This window comes from Rubrivirga sp. (assembly GCF_049648075.1).
Classification (GTDB): Bacteria; Bacteroidota; Rhodothermia; order Rhodothermales; family Rubricoccaceae; genus Rubrivirga.
Map to the genome: position 1 here is coordinate 1 of NZ_JBARYR010000190.1, position 2,953 is coordinate 2,953.

Annotated in this window: 4 protein-coding genes; all 4 read left to right on the top strand. The window is 72.4% G+C overall.

All coding sequences use genetic code 11. From position 1 onward, the window contains the following. Nucleotides 1–401, top strand: a 401-nt coding sequence (locus tag WBA11_RS05495) for a universal stress protein (RefSeq protein ID WP_424519710.1), incomplete at its 5' end; no start/stop codon positions are given. A gap of 130 nt (nt 402–531) precedes the next feature. Next, entirely contained in the window at nt 532–1,017 is a 486-nt protein-coding gene (locus tag WBA11_RS05500) for a hypothetical protein (protein WP_424519711.1), read from the top strand. After that, nucleotides 1,014–1,931 carry a universal stress protein gene (locus tag WBA11_RS05505; RefSeq protein ID WP_424519712.1) on the top strand — a complete coding sequence of 306 codons (918 nt, stop codon included), beginning with the start codon at nt 1,014–1,016 and terminating at the stop codon, nt 1,929–1,931. Before WBA11_RS05500 ends, WBA11_RS05505 begins: the two co-directional genes overlap by 4 nt. A 19-nt stretch (nt 1,932–1,950) precedes the next feature. Further along, nucleotides 1,951–2,953 (top strand): universal stress protein (locus WBA11_RS05510; protein WP_424519713.1); only part of this gene is annotated, 1,003 nt, incomplete at its 3' end.

Sequence of the window (2,953 nt, forward strand, 5' to 3'; positions counted from 1 at the left end):
CGATGCCGCACCCTCTCCGCTGGATCGACGAGACGGTGACGAGCGCGGCCCCCAGGATCCGCGAGCGCGCCGCCGTTGCGCTCCGAGACCTGGTCGCCCACGTCGACGCCGGCGGCCTCGACGTGAACCTGTACGTCGAGAGCGGCAAGGCTGTCCCGACCGTGGTCAAGGTCGCCGAGGTGCTCGGGTCCGATCTGGTCGTGGTCGGCCCCCACGACGAGCGTCCGGTGTTCGACCGCCTGCTAGGGAGCGTCGCCGAGGGCGTCGCGCGGCGATCCTCGTGCCCGGTCCTCGTCGCTCGCCGGACGGCTGACCCCGACGCGCCGGTCCCATCGGTGGCGCCCGGCGCGTACCTCGTTCGTCAGGGTGACAACCCCGACGACGCGCCGGAGGCTGCCTAGACGTCGGGCCGGTGTGGGGGCCACCCCGGCACGCCGTGCCGGTAACGGAGCGCCCCGGCCAACGGGCGCACCCCGCGAGAACACGCCGCCTCGGGCGAGACCCTAGGACAGACCCACTGATCCACCTGCCATGCGTGTGCTCCTCCTCGTCTTGCTCTCGGCCGCCGTCGCGGCCCAGACGCCCGCGCGCATCGAGGGCGAGCAGTCCGACCTCGACGCGTTCGTCGGCGAATGGGTCGGAGGCTACACCTGCGCTGGCACTGGTCGACACGGGACCATCGTATTCCGCCTCGCGGCCGGCGACGACTCGCTCCGCGCCGCCGTCCTGATGGTCCCGCGACCTACCGAGGATGACCTCGTGCCCGACGCCGTCCCGCTCGCCGTCCATTACGTCTCCGTCGAGGGGCGCGCGTTTCAGGGCAGCCTGGAGCGCTACGATGACCCGGAGCACGGCGTCCCGCTCGAGACCGAGTTCGGCGGAATGATCGATCGCGACGGCCACATCGAGGGCTACTTCCGTGGCAGCGGCACCCGCGTCGATACGGTCCCGCTCTGCGGCCGGTGGTGGGCCACCCGCACCGTCGACCGGCAGGCCACCCGAGCCCCCCGGCCATGACACGTCCCCAGACTATCGTCGCGGCCATCGACTTCTCGACACCCTCCAAAGTCTCCCTCACCCTTGCCGCCGATCTCGCTGAGCGGGCCGGCGCCGTGCTCCACCTCGTCCACGCCGACGTCCTGTTCCGGTCCGGTACCGCCGAGGTCCCCGACGCCACGCCCTCGGCGACGCTCCGGCTCCAGCTCGAGCGGTTCGCGGCCGACGCGTTGGGCCCGGACGGCGCAGAGATCGCCGTTGTCCGCGACGTGGCGCCTGCTGCGGCCATCCTCCGCCACGTCAGTGAGGTCGACGCCGACCTCGTGGTGGTCGGGACGCACGGCAGGAGCGGGGTCACTCGACTGCTGCTGGGGAGCGTTGCCGAGGCCGTTGTGGCCGTAGCGCCGTGCCCCGTTCTGAGTGTTCCGGGCGAAGCGGTCGGTCTCTCTCCCTCGCCCGACGCTCCCGTCCTGGTCGCCGTCGACTTCTCGGAGCGGAGCCGGGCCGTGCTCGCCGCTGGTCGCGCGCTCGCGGAGCTCTACGGCGCGCCCGTTGAACTCGTCCACGTCGTCCGCGGCGCAGGGCCTTATCCGCCATTCGCGCCTGAGCTCCTCTCGGTCACGGACGTCGACCCCGGGAAGGCAGGGCTCGTTCGTGAACGGCTCCGCCGGTTCGCAGGCGGCGCTACCGACGCGCCACCCGCCGAGTGCCACCTCGCCTACGGTACACCGTCGCGAGTCGTGCCCGCCCTCGCCGTCGAGCGGGGCGTCGGCGCGATCGTGATGGGGACGCACGGGCGAACGGGCTTGGCGCGGATCATCGGGAGCGTCGCCGAGGCCACCCTCCATCGCGCCCCGTGCCCAGTTCTGACGCTCAAAGAGGTCGAGCGACTCGGCGGCCCATCTATCCCTGTCCGCTCGGCTCTCGCCTCCTGACCCTCCAGCCCTTAGACCCATGCTCGACGTCCGGACCGTCCTGTTCCCGACCGACGACAGCGACGTCGCCCAGGCCGCCCGCTCGGTGGCCAACGCCTGGGCGCAGCGATACGGGGCGACGCTCCACGTGCTCCGTGTCGAGATTGTCCCGCCGGCCGGCGACCTCCGCTTCGACCCGATGACCACAGGGGACGTCCGCACGGGCGAGGTCGTCGAGGCCCACAGGAGGTTCCCTACCGCACCCGGAGCCATCCTCGGCTATGCCCGAGAGATCGGGGCCGACTTGGTCGTGATAGGCACGCACGGCCGCACGGGTTGGAACCGGCTCTCCCTCGGGTCGACGGCCGAGTCTGTCCTTCGCCAGTCGCCGTGCCCCGTCATCACCGTCGGCCCCGAGGCCGACGTCGCGGCGTCTGGGCCGGTGCTCGCCCCTCTCGCATTCGAGTCGTCGTCGGACCTCGCGCTAGAGACGGCCGTCGCGCTCGCGGCCGACCTGGGCACGTCGGTCGTCGCGCTCCACGTCGTCGAGCCGGTCGAGATCCCCCTCCCCTACATGATGGCCCTCCCGCCGGTCCGCGGGGCCGACCTCGAGGCTCGCGTGTCTGTCGCCCTCGGCCGCTGGATCGAGGGCGTCGCCAGGGACTCCACGCCGACCGAGGTCGAGATCCGCCACGGCAACGCGGCGCACCAGATCAACGAGGTGGCCGAGAAGGTCGGCGCCGGCGTCATCGTTCAGGCCAGCCATGGCCGACGTGGTATGGGCCGGTGGCTGCTCGGGAGCGTGGCTGAGGTGGTCGCGCGGCGAGCCCCGTGTCCGGTGTTGACGCTTCGGGCGGACGCCCGCCAGATCGCGGATCGAGAGGTCTTGCTCGCTGTGCCCCGCGCCGACTGGCCCGACCTGTTCGACGCCCTCTCGCGCCGCGCGGGAGCGGCGCGCCACCACGTGTCGGTCGAGGTCGTCTCGCCTGACGCCGAGGGCGTGGTGTTCCGCGACGTGCCGCTCGTCGGCCTCACCTACGACC